Source organism: Parageobacillus sp. VR-IP (assembly GCF_013357975.1).
GTDB classification, from domain to species: Bacteria; Bacillota; Bacilli; order Bacillales; family Anoxybacillaceae; genus Saccharococcus; species Saccharococcus caldoxylosilyticus.
In genome coordinates this window covers 505144-531836 of record NZ_JABVYQ010000001.1, presented here as the reverse complement: position 1 = coordinate 531836, position 26693 = coordinate 505144, and the positions used below count along the sequence as shown (strand labels likewise).

The 26693-nt window shown below is 49.5% G+C and carries 23 protein-coding genes; 1 reads left to right on the top strand and 22 read right to left on the bottom strand.

Annotated elements, in window-relative coordinates:
• Position 1 precedes the first annotated feature (1 nt).
• From rsmB to HT574_RS02785, 10 genes are all read right to left on the bottom strand, one after another.
• Entirely contained in the window at positions 2-1345 is a 1344-nt protein-coding gene (rsmB, locus tag HT574_RS02830; RefSeq protein WP_175243390.1) for a 16S rRNA (cytosine(967)-C(5))-methyltransferase RsmB, read from the bottom strand.
• Positions 1323-2291, bottom strand: coding sequence for a methionyl-tRNA formyltransferase (gene fmt, locus HT574_RS02825; RefSeq protein ID WP_061580217.1), 969 nt, complete (start codon positions 2289-2291; stop codon positions 1323-1325). Before fmt ends, rsmB begins: the two co-directional genes overlap by 23 nt.
• Before the next feature lie 10 nt (positions 2292-2301).
• Entirely contained in the window at positions 2302-2775 is a 474-nt protein-coding gene (def, locus tag HT574_RS02820) for a peptide deformylase (RefSeq protein WP_061580218.1), read from the bottom strand.
• Between the two features lie 15 nt (positions 2776-2790).
• Complete coding sequence (gene priA, locus HT574_RS02815) at positions 2791-5205, bottom strand: primosomal protein N' (RefSeq protein ID WP_175243389.1); 2415 nt, start codon at positions 5203-5205, stop codon at positions 2791-2793.
• On the bottom strand, positions 5202-6407 hold the full coding sequence (gene coaBC, locus HT574_RS02810) for a bifunctional phosphopantothenoylcysteine decarboxylase/phosphopantothenate--cysteine ligase CoaBC (protein WP_175243388.1): 1206 nt from the start codon (positions 6405-6407) through the stop codon (positions 5202-5204). Before coaBC ends, priA begins: the two co-directional genes overlap by 4 nt.
• A 57-nt stretch (positions 6408-6464) precedes the next feature.
• Positions 6465-6665, bottom strand: a complete 201-nt coding sequence (gene rpoZ, locus HT574_RS02805; RefSeq protein WP_017437139.1) for a DNA-directed RNA polymerase subunit omega — start codon at positions 6663-6665, stop codon at positions 6465-6467.
• A 3-nt stretch (positions 6666-6668) separates the two neighbouring features.
• The gene (gene gmk, locus HT574_RS02800) at positions 6669-7283 is read right to left on the bottom strand and encodes a guanylate kinase (protein ID WP_017437140.1); all 615 of its coding nucleotides are present in this window, start codon (positions 7281-7283) and stop codon (positions 6669-6671) included.
• Between the two features lie 14 nt (positions 7284-7297).
• Entirely contained in the window at positions 7298-7561 is a 264-nt protein-coding gene (gene remA / locus HT574_RS02795) for an extracellular matrix/biofilm regulator RemA (protein WP_017437141.1), read from the bottom strand.
• 56 nt (positions 7562-7617) lie between these two features.
• The gene (locus HT574_RS02790) at positions 7618-8493 is read right to left on the bottom strand and encodes a YicC/YloC family endoribonuclease (protein WP_175243387.1); all 876 of its coding nucleotides are present in this window, start codon (positions 8491-8493) and stop codon (positions 7618-7620) included.
• A gap of 88 nt (positions 8494-8581) precedes the next feature.
• A complete protein-coding gene (locus HT574_RS02785; RefSeq protein ID WP_175243386.1) occupies positions 8582-11254 on the bottom strand; it encodes a cation-translocating P-type ATPase in 2673 nt (890 codons plus the stop codon).
• Positions 11255-11366: 112 nt separating this feature from the next.
• Between HT574_RS02785 and HT574_RS02780 the strand changes: the two genes are divergently transcribed.
• Positions 11367-13079, top strand: coding sequence for an Rqc2 family fibronectin-binding protein (locus HT574_RS02780; protein WP_175243385.1), 1713 nt, complete (start codon positions 11367-11369; stop codon positions 13077-13079).
• A gap of 133 nt (positions 13080-13212) precedes the next feature.
• Here HT574_RS02780 and pyrE read toward each other — a convergent pair whose 3' ends face one another.
• From pyrE to lspA, 12 genes are all read right to left on the bottom strand, one after another.
• Positions 13213-13836 carry an orotate phosphoribosyltransferase gene (gene pyrE / locus HT574_RS02775; RefSeq protein ID WP_175243384.1) on the bottom strand — a complete coding sequence of 208 codons (624 nt, stop codon included), beginning with the start codon at positions 13834-13836 and terminating at the stop codon, positions 13213-13215.
• On the bottom strand, positions 13833-14552 hold the full coding sequence (gene pyrF, locus HT574_RS02770; RefSeq protein ID WP_175243383.1) for an orotidine-5'-phosphate decarboxylase: 720 nt from the start codon (positions 14550-14552) through the stop codon (positions 13833-13835). The genes pyrE and pyrF overlap by 4 nt, the downstream gene beginning before the upstream one ends.
• Positions 14524-15465: a dihydroorotate dehydrogenase gene (locus tag HT574_RS02765; protein WP_175243382.1), complete on the bottom strand. Its 942-nt coding sequence runs from the start codon at positions 15463-15465 to the stop codon at positions 14524-14526. Before HT574_RS02765 ends, pyrF begins: the two co-directional genes overlap by 29 nt.
• Complete coding sequence (locus HT574_RS02760) at positions 15462-16235, bottom strand: dihydroorotate dehydrogenase electron transfer subunit (protein ID WP_175243381.1); 774 nt, start codon at positions 16233-16235, stop codon at positions 15462-15464. Before HT574_RS02760 ends, HT574_RS02765 begins: the two co-directional genes overlap by 4 nt.
• Entirely contained in the window at positions 16232-19429 is a 3198-nt protein-coding gene (gene carB / locus HT574_RS02755) for a carbamoyl-phosphate synthase large subunit (RefSeq protein ID WP_175243380.1), read from the bottom strand. Before carB ends, HT574_RS02760 begins: the two co-directional genes overlap by 4 nt.
• Positions 19422-20516: a carbamoyl phosphate synthase small subunit gene (locus HT574_RS02750; RefSeq protein WP_175243379.1), complete on the bottom strand. Its 1095-nt coding sequence runs from the start codon at positions 20514-20516 to the stop codon at positions 19422-19424. Before HT574_RS02750 ends, carB begins: the two co-directional genes overlap by 8 nt.
• A complete protein-coding gene (locus tag HT574_RS02745) occupies positions 20517-21800 on the bottom strand; it encodes a dihydroorotase (RefSeq protein ID WP_175243378.1) in 1284 nt (427 codons plus the stop codon). It lies immediately after the preceding gene.
• Positions 21763-22689, bottom strand: a complete 927-nt coding sequence (locus HT574_RS02740; protein ID WP_175243377.1) for an aspartate carbamoyltransferase catalytic subunit — start codon at positions 22687-22689, stop codon at positions 21763-21765. The genes HT574_RS02745 and HT574_RS02740 overlap by 38 nt, the downstream gene beginning before the upstream one ends.
• Before the next feature lie 178 nt (positions 22690-22867).
• Entirely contained in the window at positions 22868-24175 is a 1308-nt protein-coding gene (locus tag HT574_RS02735; protein WP_305798064.1) for a solute carrier family 23 protein, read from the bottom strand.
• Between the two features lie 137 nt (positions 24176-24312).
• Positions 24313-24852: a bifunctional pyr operon transcriptional regulator/uracil phosphoribosyltransferase PyrR gene (pyrR, locus tag HT574_RS02730; protein WP_175243375.1), complete on the bottom strand. Its 540-nt coding sequence runs from the start codon at positions 24850-24852 to the stop codon at positions 24313-24315.
• Positions 24853-25033: 181 nt separating this feature from the next.
• Positions 25034-25948, bottom strand: a complete 915-nt coding sequence (locus tag HT574_RS02725; RefSeq protein WP_175243374.1) for an RluA family pseudouridine synthase — start codon at positions 25946-25948, stop codon at positions 25034-25036.
• Positions 25949-26416, bottom strand: a complete 468-nt coding sequence (gene lspA / locus HT574_RS02720) for a signal peptidase II (protein ID WP_175243373.1) — start codon at positions 26414-26416, stop codon at positions 25949-25951. It lies immediately after the preceding gene.
• Between the last annotated feature and the right edge of the window lie 277 nt (positions 26417-26693).

The following is a 26693-nucleotide window of genomic DNA, read 5'->3' as shown; positions in this document are numbered from 1 at the left end:
GCTACACCTTCTTTCGTAATGATGCGATAAAAAATCCGTCCGAGCCAAAATAGTGAGGAAGGAGATGCAGCTGCCCGTTGCGGACGTATGGCTGCACTTTTTCCGGCAGCCGCTCCTGCATCGTTTCATCCGGGACAAATTCCGGATGATGCTTTAAAAACTGGGCGATGACTTCCTCATTTTCTTCCCGGTCAATCGTACAAGTGCTATATACAAGCGTTCCTCCTCGTTTTAATAGCGGCGCCACCGCCCGCAAAATTTCTTGCTGCAATTCGATGAGGGAAGGAATATCTTCTTCCGTTTTGGCGTATTTAATATCCGGCTTGCGGCGGATGACGCCAAATCCGGAACACGGCGCATCGACTAAAATTTTATCAAACGATTCTTTTTCAAACCGCTCGCCTAAACGCCTGCTGTCAAGCACATAGGTGGAAATGTTCGTCAACTGCAGGCGCTTTGCCTGCTCTTCAATCAGCTTCACCTTATGGTCATGAATGTCTACCGATACCACTTGACCCGTGCTATCCATTAATTCAGCGATATGGGTCGACTTCCCGCCCGGCGCCGCACAGCTGTCAAGCACGCGCTCCCCTTCTTTCGGGCCTAGCGCTCTTGCCACTAGCATCGAACTCTCATCTTGAATCGTGATGAGTCCTTCGCGAAACACTGCAGTGTGGGCGAGATTTCCTTTTTCCGCCCGAATCGCCTCCGCGGCAACTTCGCCGCGCGCAACTTCCATTCCTTCCTGGCGAAGCCGCTCCATCGCTTCCTCTACCGTGATTCGCGCTGTATTCACTCTTGCCGTTTGCTTTGGTGGAAGCAGGTTTGTTTCACACATCCGTTTTGTTTCAGCAAAACCGTATTGCCCGACCCAACGCTTGACAAGCCAGTATGGATGGCTTGTCGCAACAGCCAGCCGCTTGACTTCATCTTTAATGTCCTCCAGCGGCGGCACCCCTTGGCGCTGGATCGAGCGCATCACTCCGTTTACAAGCGAAGCCGTTCCTTTATGCCCGCGTTTTTTCGCAATTTCCACTGCTTCGAAAATCGCCGCACGGTCGGGAACTCGGTCTAAATATAATACTTGATAAAGGGTCAAGCGAAGCAGAATGCGGACCCACCGCTCCAGCTTGCGCGCTTTTGCCAAAAAAGGGGTTAAATAATAATCGAGTGTGTCGCGCCGCTGCACCGTCCCATATACGATTTCTGTCAGCAGCCCGACATCTCTTGCAGACAGATGATGTTCCTCAATGACTTTATTTAGTTGCAAATTGCTGTACGCTTCTTTCTCTTCGATCGCCAACAGGGTTTCTAACGCAATTTCACGCACGTTTTTCGTTTTCATGTTCCTCTCCTAGCTTCATTCCGATGGTAAGATGAGCGCCGGCACCACGCAAAAACTGCGCCGCCTCCATCCGCTTTTTGCCGGCCGGCTGCAGCTCCGTAATTTTTATTGCTGTTTCATTGCCAGTCGCCACAACGATCCCGTCATCGATAATATCGATGATCGTCCCTGGCTCTGCTTTTTTCGGTGCAGGAAGTTTTTCTCCCCACCATATTTTCCATATATTACCTTCCAACGTCGTATAAGCCACCGGCCATGGGTTTAAGCCGCGGATATGGTTATAAATCTCTTCTCCCGATTTTGTCCAATCAATTTTTTCTTGTTCGCGCTTAATATTATAAGCAAACGTCGCTTTTTCCTCGTCCTGCTTGACCGGAGTCAGCTTCCCGGCAAGCAGCTGCGGAATTGTCTCCGATAACAGTTTTGCCCCGGCGATGCTTAATTTATCATGCAGGGTGCCGACCGTATCGGTTTCCGTAATCGGCACTTCTACCTGAGTTAAAATATCGCCGGCATCGAGTTTCTCTACCATATACATAATCGTGACACCTGTTTTTGTTTTTCCCTGCAAAATCGCATAATGAATCGGCGCGCCGCCGCGCAATTCCGGAAGCAAGGAGGCATGGACATTAATGCAGCCGTATTTCGGGGCCTCTAGCAACGCTTTTGGTAAAATTTGTCCAAACGCCGCCGTCACAATTAAATCTGGTTTTAGCGCCAGAACTTGTTCGTATTGCTCTTTTTCACGGATTTTTGTCGGCTGCAGCACTGGAATTCCATGCTTTTGTGCCTCCACTTTCACCGGCGGCGGCGTCAGCTCTTGTTTTCTTCCTTTTGGTTTGTCGGGCTGGGTGACGACGCCGACAACATCATATCCATCGTCAATGAGTTGTCTTAATATCGGGACGGCAAAATCTGGGGTTCCCATAAATACCATTCTTGTCATTCTTGATCATCTACCCTTCTAATTCTTCGGGATCATAATAACGGATTACTTTCGAGGTAAATAATATTCCATGCAAATGATCAATTTCGTGCTGGAGCGCACGTGCCAAAAATCCTGTCGCTTCAAGCGTAAACGGCCGACCGCGGCGGTCTTGGGCGCGGACTTTGACATAATCGGCCCGCTTCACTTCACCAAACAGCCCCGGAAAGCTTAAGCAGCCTTCCGGCCCTGTTTGTTCGCCGCGTGCTTCGAGAATAACCGGATTGATCAGTTCAATGCGGCCATGCTCATCACCGACATCGACGACAGCGATTTGCTTGGCAATGCCGACTTGCGGGGCGGCTAAGCCGACCCCATCGGCTTCCACCATTGTATCATACATATCATTCAACAGCTTAATAAGCTGGCGATCAAACCGTTTTACCAGCTCGCACTCTTTTTCTAAAATGTCCGCTGGATACGTCACAATCGGTAAAATAGCCAATGATATTTCCTCCATTTACATCATCATATATGGATTTGTATCAATCGTAATCGATAAATCGCCTTGCGCAGCATCATGCTGATAGCGATCAATGATCGTCTTTAACGCGCTCGTCATGTTCGCCTCCCGCTTGTATTTTATCATGCATTGGTAGCGATATCTATCATGAAGGCGGGCAATCGGGGAGGCGACAGGACCGAGAATAATCGCTTCCTTCGACAGCTGCGCCCGCAAGTACGCGGCGATTTTTTCCGTAACCGCCGCCGCTTTCGTAATTTCCTGATGCGATACGGTAATTAACGTCAAATAGTAAAACGGCGGGTAACCATACATTTTACGAAGCATCATTTCCCGCTGATAAAAAGCATCGTAGTCGTGTTTGGCGGCAAGGGCGATGCTGTAATGTTCCGGCGTATACGATTGAATCACCACTTCCCCGGGCAGCTCATGACGTCCGGCACGCCCGCTTACTTGCGTCAGAAGTTGGAACGTTTTTTCCGAAGCGCGGAAATCGGGAAGATGGAGCATCGTATCCGCCGCCAGTACGCCAACAAGCGTCACGTTTGGAAAATCCAGCCCCTTGGCGATCATTTGCGTGCCAAGCAAAATATCGGCCTTTCCTTCTCCGAATTTTGAAAGCAGCTGTTCATGGGCGCCTTTTCGGCTTGTCGTGTCGACATCCATGCGAATGACGCGCGCCTCGGGAAGCAATTTTGTTAATTCTTCTTCCACTTTTTGCGTTCCCGTTCCAAAAAAGCGGATATGTTCGCTGCCGCATGACGGACAGCGGTACATTATCGGTTCTTCATGCCCGCAGTAATGGCATTTCAGCTGTTGTCCGGCACGATGGTAGGTCAGCGAAATGTCGCAATGCGGACAACGAATGACATGGCCGCAGTCCCGGCACATGACAAATGTCGAATAGCCGCGCCGGTTTAAAAACAAAACAGACTGCTCCCCTTTATGGAGGCGTTCCTTCAGCTTTTCAAACAACATCCGCGAAAACATGGAGCGATTGCCACTCCGTAATTCTTCGCGCATGTCCACAATATGGACATCCGGCATTCCGTTGTCGCTGATTCGTTTCGGCAACGTCAATAGTTCGTATACCCCTTTTTTCGCACGAGCAAACGTTTCAAGCGAAGGAGTAGCGCTGCCGAGCACAACCGGACAGCCGTGAAGGCGGGCGCGGTAAATTGCCACATCGCGGGCATGATAGCGCGGATTTTCTTCCTGCTTGTAACTTGCTTCATGTTCTTCATCGATAATAATCATGCCTAAGTTTTCAAACGGAGCAAAAATCGCTGAGCGGGCGCCAACGACGAGCCGCACCTCTTTGCGATGAATTTTCCGCCACTCATCATATTTTTCACCGACAGACAGCCCGCTGTGAAGCACCGCAACTTGCGAGCCGAAACGGCCTTTAAACCGCTCGACCATTTGCGGTGTCAGCGAAATTTCCGGAACGAGAACGATCGCTTCTTTTCCTTGGCGCAATACTTCTTCCATCGCCTGCATATACACTTCCGTTTTCCCGCTTCCCGTCACGCCATACAGCAAAAATACCCTGTGCTCATTGGCGCGCACGCGCTTCACGATCGCAGAAAGCGCCTTTTCCTGCTCGACAGTAAGCGGCAGCGGCTTCGTTTTCGCAAATGTGCGATGTTCATACGGGTCGCGGTACACTTCGATTTCTTTTTCTACAATAAGCCCCTTTTCGACTAACGATTTCACCGAAGCATACGAAGCGGATGTCTGTTCAACCAGCTCTGGCATCGGAACCGCCTCGTTTTTGGAAAGAAGAAACGTTAACACTTGCTTTTGCTTCACCGCCCGCGCCGGCATCGCCTCGATGGCTTGTCTGATTTGTTGCGGCGGCATGGCTAATTGAATATGTTTGACTACTTTTTTTCCTGCCTTCTCTTTGATTTGGTACACAACTTCCAAATATCCTTGCTGAATCGCTTTTTGCACCGCCCGCCATAATTTAGCCTGCTCAACTTCCTTCCATGCGATGGCGGAACGGCCGGCAAACAGCGCCTGTATTTCTTGCGGCAAAAGCGGCCGGTATTCTTCACGAATGAGGTGGATTTCCTTCTCATATTTAGCCTTCATCGCCGCCGGCAGCATCGCCTGGTAAGCGGAAATGGCAAAGCAAAGCGTCGTTTCCGTTAAATATTTTCCGAGCTCGAGCAGCTCTTCGTTTAATACCGGAGTCACATCCAAAACAGCCTCGATTGGCTTCAGCCTCTCTACTTCCGAGTGTGATTTAATCCCCACCACAAATCCTTGTAAACGCCGCGGACCGAACGGAACGGTGACGCGCATGCCCGGCTTGAGAATATCTTCCCATTGTTCCGGGATTATATAATCAAACGGACGATCGGTTTGTCTGGAAGGAACATCGACGATAACAGACGCTATTTTCATCGAATCCCCTCGATATATTGATGAATTTCTTTTAAAATCTCTTCTGCCACTTGTTTTTTGGACATCAGCGGCAAGGAACGAACGGAGCCGTCGCGTTTAAAAATGGTGACAACATTTGTGTCGCCGGCAAATCCTGCTCCTTCTTGCGTGACATTGTTGGCCACGACCATATCAAGTCGTTTGCTTTCTAATTTTTGCCGGGCATATTCCTCGACATGATCCGTTTCCGCCGCAAATCCGACTAAAATTTGCGACGTTTTTCGTTCACCGAGCGTTTTTAAAATGTCGATCGTTCTCTCCATTTCTACGATATAGTCGCCTGGCTGTTTTTTTATCTTTTTCGCAAACACATGCTTTGGCCGGTAATCGGCCACCGCTGCCGATTTAATGACGATATCAACATCTGGAAACCGTTCCATCACGGCTTCATACATGTCCTGCGCTGACTCGACGCGAATGGTTTTGACATTGGCCGGCGCCTCCAATTCCGTCGGGCCGGAAATAAGCGTCACTTCCGCTCCAAAGCGCGCCGCTGCTTCCGCAATCGCATAGCCCATTTTTCCCGTCGAACGATTGGAAAAAAAGCGGACAGGATCGAGCTTTTCTCTTGTTGGACCGGCTGTAACAAGCACCTTTTTCCCTTTTAAAAGCGGATTGGCAGAGGAAAAGTAGTTCTCGATATTTTTAATGATTTTTTCCGGTTCCTCGAGCCTCCCTTTTCCAACATATCCGCACGCTAAATATCCTTCCGACGGCTCAATAAAGCGATAGCCGAAGCGGTATAGCGTTTCGATATTCGCTTGCACCGCCGGATGTTCATACATATGAACATTCATGGCCGGCGCGATCCATACCGGCGCTTTTGTCGCCAAAAGCGTTGTCGTAATCATGTTGTCAGCGATGCCATTCGCCAGCTTCCCAATCGTGTTGGCCGTCGCCGGGGCAACGAGGACAAGGTCAGCCCAATCTGCTAAATCAATATGGGCAATCACCGCCGGATTTTTTTCCGCAAACGTATCAACGTAAACTTCATTGCGCGATAGCGCCTGAAATGTCAACGGGGTGATAAACTGACAGGCGCCTTCGCTCATTATTACTTTCACATTGGCGCCGCGTTGGGTTAATTGGCTCGTCAACGCAGCCGCTTTGTAAGCAGCAATTCCCCCGGTCACACATAATAAAATGTTTTTTCCATATACCATGTTTGAAACACCTCGATTATACTTTTGTAAAAAAATAACAACCTAACAGCTAGGTTGTTATTTTTCTTCTTCTACTAATTCGATATGATCGGCCGCAATTTCCTCCAACGCTTGCCCGACAAATTTTTTCGATACCGGGTTTTTAATCGTTAATTCGGCATTGTCTTGAAGCTGGCGCGCCCGTTTTGCAACAACAGTCACTAGTTTATATTTCGAATCCACTTTTTGCATTAATAAGTCGATGGAAGGATATAACATGCTTTATTCCACCCCCAACATTTTCTTATAACGTTTTGCAACACGTTCCCGCCGGCAATGCTCGGCGATCACGATCGCCTTAATTCGCTCGCAAGCGAGCTCAACTTTATCGTTTTCGACGACATAATCATATGCATCCATCATCTCGAGCTCTTCTTTTGCCGCCTTTAAGCGGTTGCGGACGAGCTCTTCCGACTCGGTCCCGCGCGAAATAATCCGTTTTTCCAGTTCACTTAAGCTCGGTGGGGCGAGAAAAATAAACAAACCTTCCGGAAACACTTTGCGCACTTGCATCGCGCCTTGCACTTCAATTTCCAGAAATACATCTTTTCCTTCTGCGAGCGTCTTTTCTACGTAGTCAATCGGCGTTCCATAATAATTGCCGACGTACTCTGCCCACTCGAGCAGTTTGTTTTCCCGAATCATTTGCTCAAACTCTTCGCGCGTTTTAAAGAAATAGTCGACGCCGTCGACTTCGCCTTCGCGCGGTTTCCGCGTCGTGACAGAGACGGAATAATGCAAATTAATATCCGGCTGGGAAAACAACGCTTTTCGCACCGTTCCTTTGCCGACACCAGATGGTCCTGATAAGACAATCAACAATCCTCTTTCGTTCATAAATGTCTAAAACCCTACCCTTCCTCCGATAAATCGTCACTTCCATATAAACGATTGGCTACCGTTTCCGGCTGTACCGAAGATAGTATGACATGATCGCTGTCCATAATAATGACAGCGCGCGTTCTTCTTCCATGAGTGGCATCGACTAGCTTTCCATTTTCCCTTGCATCTTGAATAATCCGTTTAATCGGTGCCGAATCAGGGCTGACGATCGTAATAATCCGAGCGGCGGATACCATATTTCCATATCCGATATTAATAAACTTAATTCCCACGAAGCGTCCACCTGCCATAAATATTATTGTTGCCGCAATGAAACCGTTCTAAACGGCTACTCGATATTTTGCACTTGTTCTTTTATTTTTTCGAGCGCACTTTTCATCTCGACGACTTGCGTGGCGATGCGGCTGTCATTCGCCTTTGCGCCAATCGTGTTTATTTCGCGGTTTAACTCTTGTACTAAAAAGTCAAGCTTCCGACCGATTGATTCGTCTGTTTGCAACGTTGCGGCAACTTGCTGAAGGTGGCTGCGAATCCGCTTCAGTTCCTCATTAATATCCGCTTTTTCCGCAAAAATCGCCACCTCCGTTAAAATGCGTGACTCATCGGCAGGAAGTGGAACAAGCTCATGGATCCGTTTCAGCAACCGCTCGCGATAATGTTCAATCACATCTGGCGCCCATTTTTCAATCGCCTGCACCCCTTTTTCAATCTGAGAAAGCTGCGCCTTGATATCAGCAAGGAGCGCCTCGCCTTCCTGTTTACGCATCAGTACAAGTTGCTCAGCAGCCTCTTTCACTGCGGCAAGCAAAAGCTGCTCCATTTCCTCATTGACGTTTTCTTCTTCCATAATTTCCGTTACGCCTTCAAGCTGAAACAAGTGAGCAAGCGTCACGCGGTCGTGCAGGGCAAATTGCTCATTCGCCTTTTGCAGGCTATGATAATAATCCTTCATTAATTCCCAATCAATATGTAGTTTCCGCTTGACCAAACCATCGCCTTCGATATTGACAAAAACTTCCACTTTCCCTCGTTTGACGTACGGCAAAATGGCTTTTTTTATTTTATCCTCAAAAGCCATCCATTGTCTAGGGATACGGATGGAAATTTCACAAAAGCGATGGTTTACCGACTTCATCTCCACTGTAATGGCAAGCTGTTCATTTTTTTTCATGCTGCGTCCAAAACCTGTCATGCTATAAACCACGTTATCACATCCATTTATATGAGATGCCAAAAAGAAAAGGTCATAGAGTCACCCTCTATCACCTTGGATATTATACCATATCTCCTTTTTATTTTCTCGCCAAAAACGAACCGGAAAACAAAAATGTCGGAAGCGCTGCTAAACCAATAATGAGCAGCCAATCAAACGGAGCGATCGGCATCGTATGGAAAATTCCTTGCAGCGGCGGGTAGTAAATGACGACGAGCAACAACAATACGGATATAATAACTGCACCGAAGAGATATATATTTTCGAACGGGTTGCGGTCAAAAATGGAGCGCTCGCAGCGGCAGTCAAACACATGAATGAGCTGGGCCATCACTAACGTCGCAAACGCCACCGTCTGCGCATAAACAAGGTCGTTTCCGCTTCGTTCATACGCTGTCATAAATGCCGCCAGCGTCACCACCCCGATGATAAAGCCGCGGCTGATGATTTTCCAGCCAAGTCCGCGCGCGAACACTCCCTCTTTCGGATGACGAGGCGGACGCTTCATTACGTTTTCTTCCGCGCGGTCAATTCCGAGTGCCATCGCCGGAAGACCATCGGTCACAAGGTTCACCCATAAAATTTGGATCGGCACAAGCGGAAGTGGGAGAGCCAGCAGCATCGCAAACAACATGACTAAAATCTCACCGACATTCGATGCTAACAAATAGCGGATAAATTTGCGAATGTTTTCGTAAATATTTCTTCCTTCTTGAATCGCCGCTTGAATCGTCGCAAAGTTATCATCCAATAATACGAGCGCGGCTGCCTCTTTCGCCACATCCGTTCCCGACTGCCCCATCGCCACGCCGATGTCGGCCGCTTTAATGGCCGGCGCGTCGTTTACACCGTCTCCCGTCATCGCGACAATATGTCCCCGTCGTTGCAACGCTTTCACAATCTTTAATTTATGCTCCGGCGAAACGCGGGCAAATACATAAACATCATCGACCACTTCTTCGAGTTCATCTACCGAAAGCCGCGACAATGTCGGGCCGTCCATTACTTTTCCGTTCGGCGGCAGCACTCCGAGCTGCTTTGCGATCGCTTTAGCGGTAAGCACATGATCGCCTGTAATCATTATCGTTTTAATCCCCGCTTCCCTGCACTGCTGTACTGCTTTTTTCACTTCCGGCCGCGGCGGGTCGATCATTCCTTGAATTCCAATAAACACGAGATTTTTCTCCGCCTCTTTTTCTGAAGTGATTCGCTCATGAGCTTGAAGCGGGCGATAAGCGAGCGCAATCGTACGGAGTGCTTGGTTTGCCATTTGTTGAATAATGTCTTGTATCGTTTTTCCCCACTCTGCTGTCATCGTTTGCTCGCGTCCGTTCCACCAAATTTGCTTACTCACTTGCAACAATACGTCTGGTGCTCCTTTTGTCACAATGAATCGTCTTCCTGCTTTATCTTTCACAATGACCGTCATCATTTTCCGTTCGGAATCAAACGGAAATTCTTGCTCCACGATAAATTCGTTTTCGATGCGTTCTCTCGTCAATCCCGCCTTCATCGCAGCGACAAGTAAAGCGCCTTCGGTCGGATCGCCGTCAATATAGCGCCGTCCCTTTTTTTCTTTCAGCTGTGAACTATTGCAAAGCACTCCAAACATCAGCAGCTGTTGCAATACCGCCTCTTTTGTGATGTCGATTGGGCGCCCGTTTTCATAGAACTGCCCCGATGTCTCCAAACCGGCGCCGCTTATCGTCCACGTTTTTCCGTTTGCCCAAATATGCGTGACGGTCATCATATTTTCCGTCATCGTTCCCGTTTTGTCGGAACAAATGACAGAAGCACAGCCTAACGTTTCCACGGCCGGAAGCTTGCGGACGATCGCATTTTTCTTGATCATCCGCTGCACGCCAAGCGCAAGCGCAATGGTCACAATCGCCGGCAGCCCTTCCGGAATCGCGGCGACCGCTAACGAAACACCGGCTAAAAACATTTCGTATAAACCGTGTCCTTGAATGACGCCAACCACGACGACAAGAACGGTAAGAAAGAGCGCAACGACAATTAAAATTTTCCCCAGCTGCTCCAGACGGCGCTGCAGCGGAGTCATCACTGTTTCCGCTTCTTGAAGCAGATTCGCGATTTGTCCCATTGCCGTTTTCATTCCCGTTGCAATCACAATGCCAATGCCGCTTCCTCTTGTTACAAGGGTGCCCATGAAAGCCATATTATGCAAATCACCGAGCGCAGCATTTTCATTCATAAGCGGAACCGCCGATTTTGCTGTCGGCACCGACTCGCCTGTCAGCGCCGATTCTTCGATTTCCAGCCCTTTTGCATCAATTAAGCGGACATCGGCGCCGATTCTATCCCCGCTTGAAAACTTGATAATATCGCCGACAACAAGCTCCCGAGCCGGAATTTTCACCCATTCCCCGTCGCGCAATACCGTTGCCTGCGGTGCCGATAATTGCTTGAGCGCTTCAAGCGATTTCTCGGCGCGCCGCTCCTGGAAAAATCCTAAAAGTCCATTCATGATGACGATAACGATAATGGCAATGGCATCGACATACTCCCCAAGCAATCCGGAAATGATCGTCGCCGCAAGAAGCACAAGCACCATAAAATCTTTAAACTGATTCAAAAACAATAAAAACGCCGACTGTTTTTTTGCTTCTTTTAATTCGTTATATCCGAACCGCTTTAGACGCTTTTTCGCTTCTTCCATTGTTAAGCCCTTCGTAAGATTGGTGTTTGTTTCCTTCGCCACTTCATTTGTCGCAAGCGTATGCCACTGCATTGTCGCTTCTCCTCCCTCTTTGCTTTTCTATGAAAGCTTATTCAGACATGTCCGAAAAAATGATATGATATGTTATTGATGAAGCAACAAAACAAACAGAAAGGTGTTTTTTATGTCATTCGATGGAGTGTTTACCTATGCGGTTGTAAAAGAATTACAGGAAGCGCTCGTGGGAGGACGCATCACGAAAATCCACCAGCCGGCTGTCCATGAATTGGTTCTGCAAATCCGCTCGCACGGGCGAAATTATAAATTGCTGCTGTCCGCGCATCCGAGCTATGCGCGCGTTCATTTGACGAACGAAACGTATGACAATCCGTCGGAACCGCCGATGTTTTGCATGCTGTTGCGCAAGCATTTGGAAGGAAGCATCATTGAAACGATCCGCCAAGTTGATTTTGACCGGATTATCATCATGGAAACAAAAGGACGGAACGAGATTGGCGATATTCATACAAAACAATTAATGATTGAAATCATGGGGCGGCACAGCAACATCATCTTGGTTGACAAAGAAACGAACACGATTATCGACAGCATTAAACATCTCTCTCCTGCCGTCAACCGCTATCGTACCGTGCTCCCTGGCCATGAATATATCGCGCCACCGTCGCATGGAAAAATTAACCCGCTCGAGGCGACCGAAGAAACGATCGTAAAAAAAATTGATTTTCATGCCGGTAAACTAGCGGACCAGCTTGTCGCCACATTTTCCGGCATCTCGCCACTGTTTGCGAAAGAAGCGGTGTTTCGCGCCGGGCTCGCGAACCGTGCAACATTGCCAAAAAGTTTTATCGCGTTGATGGACGAAGTGCGCGCCCATCGCTTCGCGCCGGCGATGTACACGAATGGCGAAAAAGAATGGTTTTACGTGCTCCCGCTTACCCATCTACAGGCGGAGGCGAAACCGTTCGCCGCGCCAAGCGAACTGTTAGACCGCTTTTACTTCGGCAAAGCCGAGCGCGACCGCGTGAAACAGCAGGCACATGACCTTGAGCGGCTGATTGCGAACGAAAAAGCAAAAAACGAGAAAAAGCTGATCAAGCTTAAGCAAACATTAGAGGAAGCAAAACATGCGGAGCAATATCGGCTTTATGGGGAGCTGCTAACCGCTAACCTATACGCCGTTGAGCGGGGAATGAAAGAAATCGAAGTGATCAACTATTACGACGAAAACGGCGCGACCGTAACGATTCCGCTCGATCCGCAAAAATCGCCGTCGGAAAACGCGCAAAGTTATTTTCAAAAGTACCAAAAAGCGAAAAACTCGCTAAACATCGTCCAAGAGCAAATCGAACGCACAAATGAAGAGATTGCTTATTTCGATACGCTTCTCCAGCAGCTCGAAACCGCCGCGCCGAAAGATGTCGAGGAAATTCGCGAGGAGTTAATCGAACAAGGCTACTTGCGGGCGCGCGCTGCAAAACAAACGAAAAAACAAAAACAGCGGGCGATTGAACTTGAACGCTATATCGCGAGCGACGGCACGGAAATTCTCGTCGGGAAAAACAATAAACAAAACGACTATTTAACCAACAAACTTGCACGGAAAGATGAAATTTGGCTGCACACAAAAGACATTCCCGGCTCTCATGTCGTTATCCGCAGCAAAAACCCATCGGAACAAACGATTTTAGAGGCCGCCAACCTCGCCGCCTACTTCAGCAAAGCGCGCCAATCGAGCTCCGTTCCTGTCGATTACACGCGCATCCGCTATGTGAAAAAACCGAGCGGAGCCAAACCGGGCTTTGTCATTTACGAAAACCAGCAGACGGTTTACGTAACGCCGGATGAGGATTTGGTGATTCGGATGAAAAAGCAATAGCAACGCGAAATCCCTCCCGCTATAAAGTACGGGAGGGCATTTTTTATGAACTTCCATTCCAGGAGCAAAGGAACGGAGAGGGATAATGAAAAAAGAGCGCATTCAGTGTGCGCTCTCCCTAACCACATCCGTTTTATTTCCCCCACTCCTCCGGGTTTTCCCGCCACTTGCGCAACGTTGCCAGATCTTGTCCGGTAACGAAACCTAACGCAACGGCGGTCTCGATCAGCGTGTCATAATCGGTCAACGTATAGATCGAAACGTTTTCTTCCGCAAACGCTTGTTTTGCTTTTTCCAGTCCGTACGTAAAGATAGCGACGACACCAAACACATTGCAGCCCGCTTCTTTTAGGGAGCGAACAGCCTTTAATGAGCTGCCCCCGGTAGAAATCAAATCTTCGACAACCACAACCTTTTGTCCTTTTTCCACTTTTCCTTCAATCTGCTTTCCTTTTCCGTGGCCTTTGGCTTGGCTGCGCACGTAGCACATTGGCAAGTTAAGACGCTCGCTCACCCAAGCGGCATGAGGAATTCCCGCCGTTGCCGTTCCGGCGATCACTTCGGCATCTGGAAAATGGGTGTGAATGAGTGCAGCGAGCCCGTCAGCAATTGCGCTTCGCACGTTTGGATACGCAAGTGTAAGACGGTTATCGCAATAAATCGGCGATTTCAACCCAGACGACCAGGTGAACGGTTCATTTGGCTCTAGCGATACCGCACCGATTTCGAGTAAATGTGTGGCGATTTCTTTTTTCATTCCTTCTCTTCTCCCTTCCACTCCTGCTGCAAGCGCTTGTAAGCCGCAACTGGATTTTCTGCACGGGTAATGCTTCGGCCAACCACGATAAAGCTTGCGCCAAGCTTTCTTGCTTCATATGGGGTGACGACGCGGACTTGGTCATTTTTCTCGTCATCGGCAAAACGAACGCCCGGGGCAACGGTCAAAAAGGCTTCTCCGCAATGCTTGCGAATAAGCGGCACTTCCTTTGCCGAGCAGACGACGCCGTCAAGCCCGCTTTGTTTTGCCAGCGCCGCGTAATGAAGCACCGTTTCTTCCATTGTTCGGTCAATCCACAGTTCGCGATGCAGCATTTGCTCGCTTGTGCTTGTCAGCTGCGTGACCGCAATGCAATATGGACGGCGCGCTCCACTTGGCGTTCCCGCCTCTAGCCCTTCCAGCGCCGCTTCCATCATCCGCGTTCCCCCAGCGGCGTGAACGTTGACAATGTCGACTCCGAAACGGGCTAATCCTTTCATCGCGCGCTTAACCGTGTTCGGGATGTCGTGCAGCTTTAAATCAAGGAAAATACGGTGTCCTTGCTCTTTTAAGTAATGGATGATCGCAGGACCTTCTTGATAGTATAATTCCATGCCGACCTTTAGAAATAACGATTTATTCGGAAACGATTGTAAAAACGTTTTTGCCTCCTCTAATGTCGGAAAATCAAGCGCCACAATAAATGGATCGTTCACCTTTTTTCCAGCTCCTTCCCGTGCATTCGGAAATATGGCCGATTCCCAGCTTATCCAGCAATACCGGCAGTTCAGCGATAATGTTTGGGCAGACAAACGGGTCGATAAAATTCGCCGTCCCAATCGCGACGGCGCTGGCACCGGCGTAGAAAAATTCAATGACATCTTCGGCCGACTGAATGCCGCCCATGCCGATAATCGGGATCGAAACAGCTTGGCTGACTTCGTAAATCATGCGAACCGCGATTGGCTTAATCGCCGGTCCCGATAAACCTCCGGTTCGGTTCGCTAAAATCGGCTTGGCGGTTTTCACATCGATACGCATGCCAAGAAGCGTATTAATCATCGTCAACCCATCCGCGCCCGCCGCTTCGATCGCTTTCGCCATCTCGACAATGTTGGCGACGTTTGGCGAGAGCTTGACATAGACAGGTACTTCGGAAACTTCTTTTACGAGCTTCGTCAATTCCGCGGCAATTTCCGGAACGGTGCCAAACGCAATCCCGCCTTTTTTGACGTTCGGGCAGGAAATATTGAGCTCGAGCGCGCAAACGTTTGGCGCTTTGGAGATATGTTTGGCAACCTCTACATATTCCTCCATCGTCGAGCCGGCAATGTTCGCAATAATCGGCACGTCAAACTGCGCAAGCCACGGTAGCTCTTCTTCCATCACTTTTTCCAAGCCGGGGTTTTGCAGGCCGATCGCGTTCAACATCCCGCTTGGCGTCTCCGCCACCCTTGGCGTTGGGTTGCCAAAGCGAGGTTCTTTTGTTGTCGCTTTGATCATAATCGCGCCAAGCTTGCTTAAATCATAAAATTGTGCGTATTCGCGGCCAAATCCGAAACAGCCTGACGCTGGCATCACCGGATTTTTCAGCGAAAGTCCCGGCAGTTCAACCGCCAAACGGTTCATAATACCACCTCCCCAGCTTTAAACACGGGACCGTCGCTGCATACTTTTTTATACGCCGTTTCACTGGCAGGGACGCGGCAGACGCAGGCAAAGCACGCGCCGATGCCGCAGCCCATCCGCTCCTCCAGCGAAAGATATACTTCTTTGTGCGGAAACGCTTGTTCCAGCGCCTTTAACATTGGTTTTGGCCCGCACGCGTACAGCACGTCAAATGAAATGTCTCGCTGATCGATCACATCGGTGACAAACCCTTTTATTCCGTACGAACCATCCACCGTCGCCACATATGTTTCGCCAAACATAGAAAATTCCTGTTCGTAAAAGACGGCGTCTTTTGTTTGGAATCCAAGCACATTCGTGACGATAACTCCTTTTTCAACAAGCTGTTTCGCTAATTCGTAAAGCGGCGGAATGCCGACGCCTCCGCCGACAAGGAGCGCACGCTGTCCTTTTTCTACAGCGTCAAGCGGAAATCCGTTTCCGAGCGGGCCGAGCACATCGACTGTTTCCCCCGGCCGTTTTTCCGAAAGCAAGGTGGTTCCGATGCCTTCTTTTCGATAAATAAGCGTGCATTCACACGCCTTCTTGTCGATACGGCAAAGGCTAAGCGGACGTCGCAACAGCGGAGCCGTCTGCGAAGTTACTTTCACATGGACAAATTGGCCCGGTGCATTCATTTCCTCGACTAAATGGCCGCTTAACGTGATCTCGTAAATGTTTTTCGCAATCTGTTCGTGACGGACAACCGTCATGTGTTCACGTTTCATCACACATGCACCAGCCCTTGCGTCATCGCCGTTGTCGAAAATGTCATCGATTCGATGACTTGCAGCATCGCCCGCGCCGTATCGAGCGAAGTTAAACATGGAATGCCGTTTTCGACCGCTTCGCGGCGGATGCGGAAGCCGTCGCTTTCCGGCTGCTTTCCTTTCGTCAGCGTGTTGATGACGACTTGCGCTTTCCCTTGGCGAATGACATCTAAAATGTTTGGTGATGCCAAATGGATTTTATTGACGACGGTTACCGGAATGTCCGCCGCTTTTAACGCTTCTGCCGTACCGTTTGTCGCCAGCAGCTGATAGCCAATTTGATGGAAACGTCTTGCAATTTCCACCGCGTCTTCTTTATCTTTATCTGCAACAGTCAATAAGACAGCACCGTATGGACGAATATGGATTCCCGAAGCGACTAACCCTTTATATAACGCTTTTTCAAAGGTGACGTCTTTGCCGATCACTTCGCCGGTTGATTTCATTTCTGGACCGAGCGAAATATCGACGTTGCGCAGTTTGGCAAACGAGAAGACCGGCGCTTTCACGTATACGCCTTCGCTTTCTTGTTTCAAACCCGTTTCATAGCCCAGTTCCGCGAGCTTCGCGCCTAAAATGACTTTCGTCGCGATGTTTGCCATCGGCACGCCGGTAATTTTGCTTAAAAACGGCACCGTGCGGCTTGAACGCGGATTGACTTCAAGAACATATATCTCTCCTTGGTACATGACAAACTGAATGTTTAACAGTCCGACAATGCGCAGTCCCCGCGCCAATTTGACCGTGCAATCGACGATTTTTTGCTTGATGTCCTTCGTTAACGTTTGCGGCGGATAAACGGCGATCGAATCTCCCGAGTGAACGCCGGCCCGCTCGATATGTTCCATAATTCCCGGGACCAACACCGTTTCTCCGTCGGAAACCGCGTCCACTTCGATTTCCTTTCCGATTAAATAGCGGTCAATGAGCACCGGGTGTTGCGGGTTGACTCTGACGGCGTTTTCCATGTAATGCAATAGTTCCTCTTCTTGATAGACGATTTCCATTGCGCGGCCGCCAAGCACGTACGATGGACGAACGAGCACCGGATAGCCGATTTCTTCAGCAATCCGCACCGCCTCTTCAACGGAAAAGGCCGTTTTCCCTTCCGGCTTTGGAATCCCTAGCTCTGATAACATTTGTTCAAATTTGTCACGGTCTTCGGCACGGTCTAAATCCTCCAGCGACGTTCCTAAAATGCGGACGCCGCGCGCCGCTAATTCCGCCGCTAGGTTAATCGCCGTCTGGCCGCCGAATTGGACGATGACTCCAACTGGCTTCTCTAAGTCAATGACATGCATGACATCTTCAATCGTAAGCGGCTCAAAATATAACTTGTCGGAGATGCTGAAATCTGTCGACACCGTTTCCGGGTTGTTGTTAATAATAATCGCTTCATAGCCCGCTTCTTTAATCGCCCAGACAGAATGAACGGTTGCATAATCGAATTCAATGCCTTGTCCGATGCGAATCGGTCCCGATCCCAGCACCACGACGCTTTCGCGGGTGGTGACGGTCGATTCGTTTTCATCTTCGTACGTGCTATAGTAATACGGTGTTTCTGATTCAAATTCCGCCGCGCACGTATCCACCATCTTATATACAGGAAGGATTCCTGCTTGTTTACGCATCTCATACACGCCGCGCTCGCTTATGTTCCAGAGCTTGGCGATGGCTACATCGGAAAAGCCCATTTCTTTTGCTTTCCGCAGCACTTCGATATCCCCTGCATGGTCACGGATGACCGTTTCGTAACGGATGATGTTTTCGATTTTGGTTAAGAAAAAGTGGTCGATTTGGCTCCATTCGCGAATTTGCTCGACAGTAAAGCCGCGGCGAAGCGCTTCGGCGATATAGAAGAGACGTTCGTCTCCAGCTTTGCGAATCCGCTTTTCCATTACTTCATCCGGGATGTTTTCCGCATCCTTGAGTTCCAGGTGGTAAACGCCTATCTCTAAAGAACGCACCGCTTTTAACAGCGATTCCTCGAACGTCCGGCCGATCGCCATTACTTCGCCTGTCGCTTTCATTTGCGTACCAAGATGACGATTCGCCGATTCAAATTTATCGAACGGAAAGCGTGGAATTTTCGTCACGACATAATCGAGCGCCGGTTCAAAGCAAGCGTACGTTTTACCCGTAACCGGGTTGATAATTTCATCTAACGTTAAACCGACGGCAATTTTCGCGGCGAGCTTGGCGATCGGGTAGCCGGTCGCTTTCGATGCGAGCGCCGATGAGCGGCTGACGCGCGGATTCACTTCAATGACGTAATAATGGAAGCTATGCGGGTCCAGTGCCAGCTGCACGTTGCAGCCTCCTTCGATGCCAAGGGCGCGAATAATGCGGAGCGATGCGTTGCGCAGCAATTGATATTCGCGGTCGCTTAACGTCTGGCTTGGGGCGACGACAATCGAATCACCCGTATGGATGCCGACCGGATCAATATTTTCCATGTTGCAGACGACGATCGCGTTATCGTTTGCGTCGCGCATCACTTCATACTCGATTTCTTTATAGCCGGCGATGCTTTTTTCCAACAAACATTGATGCACCGGGCTTAGTTTTAATCCAGTCGAAACGATATCGATCAATTCTTCCTCGTTCGCGCAGATGCCCCCGCCGGTGCCGCCGAGCGTAAACGCTGGGCGGACAATGACGGGATAGCCGACTTTTTCAACAAAAGCGTACGCTTCTTCTAAACTATGAATAATTTCGCTTTCTGGAACCGGTTCGCCGAGTTCGTTCATGAGTGCGCGGAATTGCTCGCGATCTTCCGCTTTTTCAATCGCATCGAGTTTTGTTCCCAATATTTCGACACCGCATTCTGCAAGCACTCCCGCTTTGGCAAGCTCGACTGCTAAGTTCAATCCCGTCTGTCCGCCAAGCGTCGGCAAAATCGCGTCCGGGCGTTCTTTGCGAATAATGCGGGATACAAACTCAAACGTAAGCGGCTCCATATACACTTTGTCGGCAATTTCCGTATCGGTCATGATTGTGGCCGGATTGGAATTGACTAAAATGACTTTATACCCTTCTTCCTTTAGCGCAAGGCACGCCTGCGTTCCCGCATAATCAAACTCTGCCGCTTGGCCGATGACAATCGGTCCGGAACCGATCACTAAAATCGTTTCGATATCTTGGCGTTTAGGCATGGACGATTTCCCCTTTCTTTTTAAACTCGCGAATCATCACGATAAACTCATCAAATAACGAGTTGGAGTCCTCAGGACCAGGTGATGCTTCCGGATGATACTGCACCGTAAACGCCGGATAATCAAGATGGCGCAATCCTTCAATCGTGCCGTCGTTTAAAGCGATGTGCGTTACTTCTAATCTTGTGTGCGGCAATGATTCTTTTTTTACGGTATAGCCGTGGTTTTGCGAAGTGATCGCCACTTTTCCCGTCGTCAAATGCTTCACCGGATGGTTCGAACCGCGATGGCCGAATTTCATTTTTTCCGTGTCGGCTCCGCAGGCGAGCGCGAACAGCTGATGGCCGAGGCAGATGCCGAAAATCGGCACTTTTCCAAGAATTCCTCGAATCATTTCAATCGCTTCCGGCACATCTTTCGGATCGCCAGGGCCGTTTGAGAGCATCACCCCATCTGGATGCAAACAAAGGACTTGTTCCGCGGTTGCGTTGTATGGCAAGACGATGACGTCGCAATTCCGTTTGTTCAGCTCGCGCAAAATGCCGTGTTTCATGCCGAAGTCAACGAGGACGACGCGGTAGCCCCGTCCTGGGCTCGGATACGCGCTTTTCGTTGAGACGCGTTTGACCTGGTCGCGCGGCAGCGCCGTTGTTTTCAAGTATTCGACAATCTCTTGCACGCTGACATCCAAGTCGCAAATCATCCCTTTCAACGTCCCGTACTGGCGGATGATGCGCGTCAATTTACGCGTATCAATCCCTGCTAAACCAGGAATCTTTTTTTCTTTTAAATATTGGTCAAGCGTCATCTCGTTTCGCCAGTTCGATGGCACATCGCATACTTCCTTGACGATCAGCCCGTGAATATGCGGTTCAATCGATTCAAAATCATCGCGGTTAATGCCGTAGTTGCCGATGAGCGGATAAGTCATCGTCACGATTTGCCCGCAATACGAAGGATCTGTTAAAATTTCCTGATACCCGGTCATTCCCGTATTAAACACTACTTCGCCGATCGTTTTTTCCGTACTGCCGAACGCCTCCCCGATAAAGAACGAACCATCTTCCAGTACAAGTTGTCGTTTCATTTACTCTCTTCCTTTCCGCCAAACTAGTTTTCCATCGACAAACGTCATCACCGGCCAGCCTTTGCACGTCCAGCCGGCAAATGGCGTATTTTTTCCTTTCGATGCAAACGTTTGTGGATCAATCGTTTCTTCGGCCTCTAAATCGATTACTGTAATATCCGCCCGCTCGCCAACGGCAAGTTTTCCAAGCGGCAGGCCGAAGCATTCAGCCGGCTTCACCGTCAGCAAATCGATGAGCTGTTTTAGCGTTAACATATTCGTTTCGACCAAATGAGTGTAAAGAAGCGGAAACGCCGTTTCCAAGCCGACAATGCCAAATGGGGCAGCGTGGATTCCTTTTTGTTTTTCCGCTTCCGTATGCGGTGCGTGGTCGGTAGCGATAAAATCGATCGTTCCATCAAGCAATCCCTCGATTAATGCCGCGCGGTCTTCTTTGCTGCGCAGCGGCGGATTCATCTTATAATTTGCGTCAGGACCTGGAATATCTTCATCGCATAAAAGAAGATGGTGCGGCGTTACTTCCGCGGTGACGCGAATGCCCGCCCGCTTCGCATCGCGGACGATGCGCACCGATTCTTTTGTGCTGATGTGGCACACATGATAGTGACAGCCTGTTGCTTCCGCCAACAGCACGTCGCGCGCGATATGTACCGACTCGCACACGGACGGAATGCCGTTAAGTTTGTAGCGGCGCGCAAATTCGCCATCATGAACAATCCCGTGATTGATTAATGTATTATCTTCGCAATGGGCGACAATCGCCATATCTAGCATAGCGGCGCGCTTCATCGCTTCATACATCATGCCGGCCGACTGCACGCCGACGCCGTCGTCGGTAAAGGCGAACGCGCCTGCTTCTTTTAATGCGGCGAAATCAGTCAGTTCTTCACCTTGCTGGCGCACAGTAATCGCTGCATATGGAAGTACATTGACATAGGCGGCATCGCGAATCCGGCCGCAAAGCCATTCCATTTGTTCTTTCGTATCGGGCACCGGATTGGTGTTTGGCATCGCCGCCACCGTCGTAAAACCGCCTTTCGCCGCCGCCAGCGTTCCGGTTGCAATCGTTTCTTTCGCTTCACCGCCTGGTTCGCGCAAATGAACATGCAAATCGATCAATCCTGCAGAAATGAGCTTGCCTTGCACATCGATGACTTCATCCGTTCTTTCGCTCTGTATCTCACGGTCCATCGCGGCAATGACGCCGTTTTCGATTTTCAGCTCGATCCGCTCGAGTACGCCATCGTTATTGAACGACATGCCATTTTTTAATATAATCGCCATTTTTCATTCTCCCTTCTATTGCTCGTTTTAGCACCGCCATCCGTACATAAACGCCGTTTTCCATTTGCTTAAAAATGCGGGAACGTTCCGATTCCACAAGACTGCTTTCGATTTCAACATCGCGATTGACCGGCGCGGGGTGGAGAATCACACTCGTACGTTTCATGCGTTTAGCCCGCTCTACCGTTAATCCGTACCGTTTGTGATACTGTTCTTTCGTCAGCCCCATTTTTTCCGCGTGACGTTCATGCTGGATGCGCAGCAGCATGACAACGTCCGCCGCTTCCACCGCCTTATCAATATCGACATACATTCCATATGGATTTGCCTCGTCTTTCCATGCTTCTGGGCTTGAAAACAGCACTTTTGCCCCCAATCTTGTCAACACTTCCGCGTTCGAGCGAGCGACGCGGCTGTGGCGGATATCACCAATAATGGCCACCGTTAACCCGGAAAACGTGCCAAACTCTTGTCGTATAGTAAGCAAATCTAAAAGCGATTGCGTCGGATGATGCCCGCAGCCATCCCCGGCGTTAATGATTGGGATGCGAATCGAATGGCGGAGAGATTCAAAATACGCGTCTTCCCAATGGCGAATGACAACGGCGTTCACCCCGATGGACTCAAGCGTGCGGACCGTATCGTACAGCGTTTCCCCTTTTTGCACGCTCGACATATCCGCATCAAACGGAATGACGTGAAGCCCTAGTTTCCGCTCCGCCATTTCAAAGCTGCATTTTGTCCGTGTGCTTGGTTCGAAAAACAAGTTGGCGATAAACATTGGTTCAGATGGACGCCAAAAACGGCCTTTTCTAAATTGCTCCGCATCCTCTAATAATCGCATAATTTCCGTGACGGACAGTTCGGATAATGTAAACAAATGCGTCATGGCTTTCGCTCCTTTGCTTGATTTCTCATAAAAAACACCCTGCCTAGAGACAGGGTGTTACACCGTTCGCAAAAAGGGGACAGAAAACAGCCATCGGCTTTCCAGACAACGGCCTACCCTTTTTCCTTCTCGTCGTAACACCCTTTTAGGTCTCTCTGGACTTAATTAAAAGGTGTCATTATGCAACATGGTCATTGTTTTCTTCCATTTCCACTTCAAACATGTTTTCTTGTACTTCCGGTCGTCCTGGCAAAATAAGGTTTAAGATGACACCGCAAATCGCCGCCAGCGCCATTCCTTGGATTTGAAACCCATCGGTTATTTTTAAGACGGCTCCGCCGATTCCAATGACCAAGATAACAGAAGAAATGACTAAGTTGCGTTTATCCCCGAAATCGATGCGGCTATCGACAAGCATGCGCAAACCGGAGGAGGCGATAATTCCGAACAACAAGATCGACACGCCGCCCATGACCGGAGTTGGGATCGAACTGATCAGCGCGGTGACTTTGCCGACAAAGCCGAAGATAATTGCAATCACCGCCGCTCCGGCGAGCACGTAGACGCTGTATACGCGCGTGATCGCCAGCACTCCGATGTTTTCGCCGTACGTTGTTTTCGGCGGACCGCCGAGCAGCGCGGAAATCATCGTTGCCGTTCCGTCTCCTAAAATCGAGCGATGCAATCCCGGTTTTTGAATAAGATCGCGCCCGACGACTTTACTTAAGACAAACTGGTGTCCGATATGTTCCGATAGCGTCACGACCGCTACCGGCACCATCAGCATGACAATATCCCATGTGATGTGAACTGGATAATCGATAAATGGCAGGAGGAAATCCGGCACTTCAAACCATTTTGCTTGCGTAACTTTCGTGAAGTCGACCACCCCGATGATAAGAGCATATATATAGCCGACGATAATTCCGGCTAATACCGGAACTAGGCTGAGCACGCCGCGCAAAAACACGGAGCAGACGATCGTTGCCGCCAGTGTGACAAGCGCGACCGAAAAGTACGTGAAGCTGTATTTGCCGTCAGGATTGTTCATTGCCATGCCCACTGCCGTGTTTGCCAGCCCGAGGCCGATTACGATAATCACCGGCCCGACGACAATCGGCGGCAACAGCTTCATAATCCAGCGGTAGCCTGCTTTTTTAATGACAAGAGCAACGATGCCGTACACGAGTCCGGCTAGAAAGCTACCGATCATTGCTTTTCCCGGTCCGCCTGCCGTTTTCGCCGCGATAATCGGTGAAATAAAGGCGAAGGAAGAGCCAAGATAGGCAGGTACTTGCCATTTTGTAATGATTAGGAAGGCAAGCGTCCCCAACCCGCTCGTAATAAGGGCGATCGACGGGCTTAATCCTACTAAATAAGGTACTAAAATCGTCGCCCCGAACATGGCGAATAAATGCTGCAGACTAAGCGTAAGCCATTGCATGGTCGATGGCCGATCTTGAATATCCAATACCGGTTTGTTCATCATTCGCAAACTCCTTTCTCGTTTTGCATAAAAAAACCCTCTTTGCCCATGAAGGTGCAAAGAGGGTACAGAGATAGTCCAAGCCCCTATTCTGCCCTTTTGCAGCCTCACGGGACTGCGCTTAAAAGGGATGACATTTACTTTTCATGAATGCTCACTTGGTCCAGCTCATCAACTTCCGTTAGCTCAACGACAATCATTTCCGAACTCGAAGTCGGCACATTTTTGCCGACGAAATCAGCGCGAATCGGCAGTTCGCGATGGCCGCGGTCCACCAACACCGCAAGCTGAATTCGTGCAGGACGTCCGAGGTCCATCACCGCATCCATCGCCGCGCGCACTGTTCGTCCTGTAAACAGCACATCATCGACTAAGATAACTTTTTTATCGGTCACCTCAAACGGTACATTCGTTCCTTTCACCAGCGGCTCGTGATCTGCTGTTTTGACCGTTAAATCATCGCGATACAAGGTGATATCCAATTCGCCGACTGGAATGGAACTACCCTCAATTTGTTCAATCCGTTCCGCCAGCCGTCTCGCTAAATAGATGCCGCGCGTTTTAATGCCGATTAACACACAATCGTCAATCCCTTTGTTGCGTTCGATAATTTCATGAGCAATGCGCGTCAGTGCGCGGCGGATCGCCTGTTCATCCATCACGACAGCCTTTTGCACGTCGATTCACCTCCACAAAAAAATCCTCCCGCCTGAGAAGCGAGAGGAACCGTTCGTACACGCACAACAAGGACATGCCACGATTTTTATTTCCTTCATCCGACCCCTTCTCAGCCTCACAGGACTGAATTTAAAGGTTCTTATTCACCTGAGTTCATTGTATGTGTTCGCGCTGAAGTTGTCAATCATTTTTTTGCAGCCATTGTAAAATTGCTTCAAATTCGGGTGGAAGCGGCGCCTCAAATTCCAAATATTCGCCGGTGCGCGGATGAGTAAATCCGAGCACGCCGGCATGCAGCGCCTGCCCGTCGATCGGCAGCGTCTTTTTCGGTCCGTATTGCGGGTCGCCGGCAAGCGGATAGCCGATATATTTCATATGGACGCGAATTTGGTGCGTTCTGCCTGTTTCCAGCTGGCATTCGATAAACGTATAGTGTCGAAAGCGTTCGAGCACACGAAAATGAGTGACTGCTTCTTTTCCGTTTTCTTCGGTGACCGCCATTTTTTTACGGTCTCGTTTATCGCGGCCGATCGGCGCGTCGATTGTACCATAGTCGTGCGGAATGACGCCATGGACAATCGCCTTATATTTGCGCGTCACCGTTTTTTTCACGAGCTGGTCAACAAGCGACTGATGCGCAACGTCATTTTTCGCCACCATCAACAAACCGGATGTATCTTTATCAATACGATGAACAATGCCTGGACGAAGCACGCCGTTAATGCCGGACAAATCGGTGCAATGAGCAAGCAAAGCATTGACGAGCGTGCCGCGCATATGCCCGGGAGCCGGATGGACGACCATGCCGCGCGGTTTATTCACCACCAGCACATCCGCGTCCTCATAATAAATATCAAGCGGAATCGGCTCCGGCTCGACATGAAGCGGCTCCGGCTCCGGCAGGCGGATGACGACCACATCCCCTGCTTCGCATTTATAATTGGCTTTCACAGACCGATCATTGACGGTGACAAGCCCGTTTTTGATCCACTGCTGTACTTTCGAACGCGACCATTCTTCATTTAACGCGGCAATGACCTTGTCAATGCGTTCGTTGTCGTATTCTTCGTCAATGTGAAACTGTACGACTTCCATTTACTGATTCTCCTTTTCCGATGTCGTAAAGAAAAACATTTTGATAAAAAGAAGAGCAACGCCAATCGTCAGCGCTGAATCGGCAATATTAAATACAGGAAAGCTATATGTACCAATATACGCATGGATAAAATCGACCACTTCCTTGCGGAAAAGACGGTCAATAAAATTGCCGATCGCCCCGCCGAGCATCAAGCCAAGGGCAACGCCAAACAATCTTTCTCCGCGCGGCAAGCGTTGGATATACACAATGAGTCCGATGACAACAATAACGGTGATCAAATAAAACAGCCAAAACTGTCCTTGCAAAATTCCCCACGCTGCGCCCCGGTTGCGATGGGAGGTAATGTAAAGCACGTTTGGAATAATGGGGATGCTTTCCCCAAGCCTCATATACTTTACTACAAGCCATTTTGTCCATTGGTCGATGGCGATGACCGCCAGTGCAATGATATAGTATATCACCATATTACCTGGTTACTAAAATCTATAAAAAAAACCGACACATCGCGATGGAACCAGCAAAACTGCTTGCCGCTCAGGAAACACCTGAGTTCCATCGGGAAGGGAAATCCCTTGTCATTCACCTATTGTGAAAGACAACCCGTGGCTCGCTGTCAGCGACATCGCCTGTCGCGCACCATTCCTTCCATCGGTCCGTACACGACAACGATTTTAGCAACCAGGTCTACACCTCCTTCAGTTGAATTTGGTACTGGTTCAGCCAGCAGAATTTGCGCAGGAT

What these genes read in the sequence shown, in the direction of transcription:
- rsmB (WP_175243390.1), bottom strand. Translation starts at nt 1,345, where the DNA reads ATGAAAACGAAAAACGTGCGTGAAATTGCGTTAGAAACCCTGTTGGCG.
- fmt (WP_061580217.1), bottom strand. Translation starts at nt 2,291, where the DNA reads ATGACAAGAATGGTATTTATGGGAACCCCAGATTTTGCCGTCCCGATA.
- priA (WP_175243389.1), bottom strand. Translation starts at nt 5,205, where the DNA reads ATGAAAATAGCGTCTGTTATCGTCGATGTTCCTTCCAGACAAACCGAT.
- coaBC (WP_175243388.1), bottom strand. Translation starts at nt 6,407, where the DNA reads ATGGTATATGGAAAAAACATTTTATTATGTGTGACCGGGGGAATTGCT.
- rpoZ (WP_017437139.1), bottom strand. Translation starts at nt 6,665, where the DNA reads ATGTTATATCCTTCCATCGACTTATTAATGCAAAAAGTGGATTCGAAA.
- gmk (WP_017437140.1), bottom strand. Translation starts at nt 7,283, where the DNA reads ATGAACGAAAGAGGATTGTTGATTGTCTTATCAGGACCATCTGGTGTC.
- HT574_RS02785 (WP_175243386.1), bottom strand. Translation starts at nt 11,254, where the DNA reads ATGCAGTGGCATACGCTTGCGACAAATGAAGTGGCGAAGGAAACAAAC.
- HT574_RS02780 (WP_175243385.1), top strand. Translation starts at nt 11,367, where the DNA reads ATGTCATTCGATGGAGTGTTTACCTATGCGGTTGTAAAAGAATTACAG.
- pyrE (WP_175243384.1), bottom strand. Translation starts at nt 13,836, where the DNA reads ATGAAAAAAGAAATCGCCACACATTTACTCGAAATCGGTGCGGTATCG.
- HT574_RS02765 (WP_175243382.1), bottom strand. Translation starts at nt 15,465, where the DNA reads ATGAACCGTTTGGCGGTTGAACTGCCGGGACTTTCGCTGAAAAATCCG.
- carB (WP_175243380.1), bottom strand. Translation starts at nt 19,429, where the DNA reads ATGCCTAAACGCCAAGATATCGAAACGATTTTAGTGATCGGTTCCGGA.
- HT574_RS02750 (WP_175243379.1), bottom strand. Translation starts at nt 20,516, where the DNA reads ATGAAACGACAACTTGTACTGGAAGATGGTTCGTTCTTTATCGGGGAG.
- HT574_RS02745 (WP_175243378.1), bottom strand. Translation starts at nt 21,800, where the DNA reads ATGGCGATTATATTAAAAAATGGCATGTCGTTCAATAACGATGGCGTA.
- HT574_RS02740 (WP_175243377.1), bottom strand. Translation starts at nt 22,689, where the DNA reads ATGACGCATTTGTTTACATTATCCGAACTGTCCGTCACGGAAATTATG.
- HT574_RS02735 (WP_305798064.1), bottom strand. Translation starts at nt 24,175, where the DNA reads ATGAACAAACCGGTATTGGATATTCAAGATCGGCCATCGACCATGCAA.
- HT574_RS02725 (WP_175243374.1), bottom strand. Translation starts at nt 25,948, where the DNA reads ATGGAAGTCGTACAGTTTCACATTGACGAAGAATACGACAACGAACGC.
- lspA (WP_175243373.1), bottom strand. Translation starts at nt 26,416, where the DNA reads ATGGTGATATACTATATCATTGCACTGGCGGTCATCGCCATCGACCAA.